Origin of the sequence: Streptomyces lycii (assembly GCF_009735685.1) — a bacterium.
GTDB classification, from domain to species: domain Bacteria; phylum Actinomycetota; class Actinomycetes; order Streptomycetales; family Streptomycetaceae; genus Streptomyces; species Streptomyces lycii.
Genome location: NZ_WHPN01000062.1, coordinates 1 through 4585 on the forward strand (window position 1 = coordinate 1; position 4585 = coordinate 4585).

At 75.5% G+C, this 4585-nt stretch carries 2 protein-coding genes and 1 pseudogene; 2 read left to right on the plus strand and 1 reads right to left on the minus strand.

What is annotated here, in order from left to right; translation table 11 throughout:
• Positions 1–96: 96 nt before the first annotated feature.
• Positions 97–681 (minus strand): hypothetical protein, encoded by a 585-nt coding sequence (locus GCU69_RS03175; RefSeq protein ID WP_235978183.1) that lies wholly within the window; start codon positions 679–681, stop codon positions 97–99.
• Positions 682–876: 195 nt separating this feature from the next.
• Between GCU69_RS03175 and GCU69_RS03180 the strand changes: the two genes are divergently transcribed.
• Positions 877–3990 (plus strand): alpha-N-acetylglucosaminidase, encoded by a 3114-nt coding sequence (locus tag GCU69_RS03180; RefSeq protein ID WP_176604513.1) that lies wholly within the window; start codon positions 877–879, stop codon positions 3988–3990.
• 380 nt (positions 3991–4370) lie between these two features.
• Positions 4371–4585, plus strand: a pseudogene (locus GCU69_RS34680) (hypothetical protein); the annotation flags it as partial.

A 4585-nucleotide genomic window follows, 5' to 3' on the forward strand; every position in this document is an offset into this window, starting at 1 on the left:
CGCACGGGCCGCCGCACGGGGCGGGCCCCCGCACGGCACGAGTCGGCGTACCGCACGGGCTGCCTCACGAGACGGACCGTACGAAACGGGTCCGCGTCAATGCGCGCCGGAGTGCCCGTCGCCGTGCCTGCCCGAGCCCCCGTCACCGGAGTGCCCGTCGCCGTGCCCGCCGGAGCCCCCGTCACCGGAGTGCCCCGGCTTCCCGGAGGGTTCCGGCTTCCCGGAGGGTTCCGCGCCCCCGGGGTGCTCCTTCTCCCCGGGGTGTTCCGAGCCGCCGTGCGACGGGGCCGTCTCCACCTCGCCGCCCAGGCTGTCGCGCACACCGGCGAGCACCTCCGGTTCGCCGACCGCGACCCATTTCGGCCCGACCAGATAGGAGCCTCCGTACGCCTGTGCCTCGGACAGCCAGTCCTGCTGTCCCCGGTGGGTGGCGAACGTGGTGAGGACGTAGCGCCCGTCCCCCTCGCCGCAGAGACCCTGGCGGAGTTCGGCGGCGTCGATCTGGATGTCCGGCTCACAGGTGGCCTTCTCGGCCAGTTGTTCGACGGTGCCGGTCGCCGTCCTCGGGGCCCCGCGGTCCTTCCTCCCGGTTCCGTCGTCCGTTCCGCCGCAGCCCGCGGCGAGCAGCAGCACGCCGCCGGCCGTCAAAGCGGCGGCCCCGGTACGGAAGTTGCGTCCCATCGTCGGATCCTCCACGTGATGCGTCCCCACGCACGGGCCATCGTGCCCGTTCCGGAGCGCCGCCGGGTGGAGAACGGCAGGTCCGCGCGCCCCATTGCTCTGCCCCAATCCGGTCATTACCGTGCACAACTCACTCTTCTGTTGTCGCTTTGCTACGCACCGTGGGGAGCGTTCGTGACCGGATTGACTCGACGCATGCTGCTGGGCACTGCCGGAGCGATCGGCCTCGGTACGGCTCTGAGCAGCCACTCCCCCGCCGGCGCCGCGGCCGGGGCGCCGGAGCCCGCCGGCCGGCCGCTCTTCGACACCGCCCCGGCGCGCGCCGCCCTGGAGCGGCTGCTGGGTGAGCGGCACGCCGCCCAGTTCCGGCTGCGGGCCCTGCGCGGCGGCCCGGAGCGCTTCCGCGTCGCAGGCGCCGCCGGAGCCGTCGAGATCTCGGGCACCGGCCCCGCGGTCCTCCTCACCGGCGCGCACTGGTATCTGAAGTACGTCTGCCGCGCGCACATCTCCTGGGCCGGTACGCACACCGCGCTGCCCGACCGGCTGCCCGCGCCGGACAGCCCGCTGGAGCGGTCCGCCACCGTGCCGCACCGGTTCGCGCTCAACGACACCCACGACGGCTACACCGCCCCGTACGCCGACTGGGCCCGCTGGGAACGCCTGATCGACGTCATGGCCCTGCACGGCTGCAACGAGGTGCTGGTCACCGCCGGCCAGGAGGCCGTCTACCACCGCTTGCTCCAGGACTTCGGCTACACGGACGCGGAGGCCCGCGCCTGGATCCCGGCCCCCTCGCACCAGCCGTGGTGGCTGCTGCAGAACATGAGCGGCTACGGCGGCCCGGTCAGCCCGGAGCTGATCGCGCGGCGCGCCGCGCTGGCCCGCCGGATCACCGACCGGATGCGCGAACTCGGCATGTCCCCGGTGCTGCCCGGCTGGTTCGGCACCGTCCCGGACGGCTTCGCCGACCGCAACCCGGGCGCCCGCACCGTCCCGCAGGGCACCTGGGCCGGACTGAAGCGGCCCGACTGGCTCGACCCGCGCACCGAGGTCTTCGCCGAGGCCGCCACGTCCTTCTACCGCCACCAGGAAGACCTCTTCGGCCCCGTCAGCCACTTCAAGATGGACCTGCTGCACGAGGGCGGCGACCCCGGTGACGTGCCCGTTCCCGAGGCCGCCCGCGCCGTCGAGTCCGCGCTGCGCGCCGCCCGCCCCGACTCCGTGTGGGTGATCCTCGGCTGGCAGGACAACCCGCGCCGGGACGTGCTCGACGCCCTCGACCAGGACCGGGTGCTGGTCGTGGACGGCCTCTCCGACCTGGACACGGTCACCGACCGGGAGACCGACTGGGGCGGCGCGCCGTACGCGTTCGGCACCATCCCGAACTTCGGCGGCCGCACCACCGTCGGCGCCAAGACGCACATGTGGGCCGAGCGCTTCACCGCCTGGCGCGACAGACCCGGCAGCAGACTCGTCGGCACCGCCTACATGGCCGAGGCCGCCGAGCGCGACCCCGCCGCCTTCGAGCTGTTCAGCGAGCTGGCCTGGCGGCAGGAGCCGGTGGACCGGACCGCGTGGTTCCAGGGGTACGCCGACTTCCGCTACGGCGAGCGGGACGAGCACGCCCGCGCGGCCTTCTCGGCGCTGCGCGACACCGCGTACGAGATCAGCAGCCGGGACGGCCGCCCGCACGACAGCATCTTCGCCGCCCGCCCGAGCCTCACCGCGAACTCCGGCACCCACTACGCGACGCACACCCCGGCGTTCGACCTGCCGGGCTTCGACCGGGCGTTCGCCGCGCTGATGGCCGTGCCGAAGGGGCTCCGCGGCTCCGACACCTTCCACTACGACCTCGCCGACACCGCCCGGCAGGCGCTCGCGAACCGCTCCTGGGTGCTGCTCCCCCAGCTCCGTACCGCCTACGAACGCCGCGACCGCTCCGCCTTCACCGGACTGGCCGCCCTGTGGCTCCGGCTGATGCGGCTCAGCGACGACCTGGCCCTCGCCGACCGCCGGTTCCTGCTCGGCCCCTGGCTCGAGGACGCCAGGCGGATGGCGTCGGACCCGGAGGAGGAGGCCCAGCTGGAGCGCACGGCCCGGGTGCTCGTCACCACCTGGGCGGACCGGCCCACCGCGGACGGCGGCCGGCTCGCCAACTACGCCAACCGCGACTGGCACGGCCTCATCGGCGACGTGCACCTCCCGCAGTGGCGGAGCTATCTGGAGGAACTGGAGTCCGCCCTCGCCGAGGAGCGCGAACCGAAGTCCTTCGACTGGTACGCGACCGAGGAACCGTGGACGCGGGAGCGCAGGCGCTATCCCACCGAGCCCGGCACGAACCTGGAGAACGTGGCCCGCACGGTCCACCGGGCGCTCGCGACGGCCCCGTACCAGGGCGGCGTGACCGTCACCGCCGAACCGGCCACCGTGCCGCCCGGCGGCAGCGCCGTCCTCACCGCCGCCTTCCGCAACCTCAACGGGCTCGCCCCCGCGGGCACCGTCGACTTCGCGTTCGAGGGCTCCGGCGGCGGCAACGCCCTCGAAGCCGAGCCGCTGGGCCCCGTCTCGGTGCCCGGCGTCCCGGCGGGCGGCACCGCAGAGACCCGCTGGCGGGTCACGGCCCCGGACCGGCCCCTGGAGAAGCCGCTGACCCCGCTGCCGTACGAGACGGCGGTGCGGTACGGCGAGGGCCGCGCTCGGGTCCGCACCACCCACCCCGGCGTCCTCCATCTGGCCGGCGCCCTCGGCGCGGAATGGCGTACGACGACCACGAACGACGCCGTCTTCGGCCGGCTCGCCGACCGCTACGGCATCGCGGGCGGCGGGGCCGATCTGTGGCGCGCGACCGCCGAGTTCGGCTCGCTGTACCGCCCGGGCGCGCTCACCATCGGGGCCGTGGTCACCGTGCGCGTCGACAGCCAGGAGAACACCGGTCCCTGGGCCCGGGCGGGCATCGTCGTCCGGGACGACCTGGCCGAGGCGGGCGCGCCCGGCTTCCTGAACCTCGCCGTCACGCCGTCCAGCGGGGTGGTGCTCTCCTTCGACTCCACCGGCGACGGCACCCTCGACACCTACCGCCGGGTGACCGGGACGGCCGCACCGGTGCTGCTCCGGCTGACCCGGACCGGCAGGGACTCGTACACCGGGGAGTTCTCGGCCGACGACGGCACGACCTGGCGGGCGGTCGGCACGGTCCGGGTGCCGGGTGCGGCGGCGGACGGGCAGGACACGGGGATGTTCATGACGGCGGCGAACGGGGGCGGCCCGGCGCGCGGACTCGTCGAGTTCAGCGGCTGGCGGACCGACTGAACGGCCCGGCGGGGTGGCCGCCCGCACCGGGCCGGGCCGGCGGCGGCACCCACACCGGTGCGACGCGGCCCGCGCCTGAGGCAGAGGCGGAGGCGGAGGCGGAGGCGGGGAAGGTTACGGGGGCGGGGCACGGGGGTGGTGCCGTCGCGCCGCTCGCGGGCGGGACCGCGGCGGCGGCACCACGCCGGGGCGGACGGTGGTCCGTCCTCCGCACGGGACCACGGCCCCTCCCCCGCAACGGGCCGCGGCACCTCACCCCCACGGGACCGCGGTCCCTCCCCCGCACGGGACCGCGGCGCGCCACCTCGGCGGCGGCGTCCCACCCGCGCCGTCCCGTCCGGCCCCGGTGACCAACGCCCGCATCACTCGTTCAGCTGGTTGTGACTCGCCCAGACGCAGACCCGACCGCTCCCCGCCCGCCGGGCCGCCCGGCGGGCGCCGTCGGTGCCGTGGGGCCGGAGCTGGCCGAGGCGGCGCTCGTCGAGCACTATCCGCGGCTCGTCCGGCTCGCCTATCTGATCCTGCCGTCCGGCCCCGACCGTTCCCGCAGGGTGCTGGCCGCGCACGCCGTGACCCAGCGGGCGCTCCCCCGCCG

Bases quoted from the DNA above. Each gene is read 5' to 3' on its own strand.
- GCU69_RS03180 (WP_176604513.1), top strand. From the start codon at position 877: ATGCTGCTGGGCACTGCCGGAGCGATCGGCCTCGGTACGGCTCTGAGC.
- GCU69_RS03175 (WP_235978183.1), bottom strand. From the start codon at position 681: ATGGGACGCAACTTCCGTACCGGGGCCGCCGCTTTGACGGCCGGCGGC.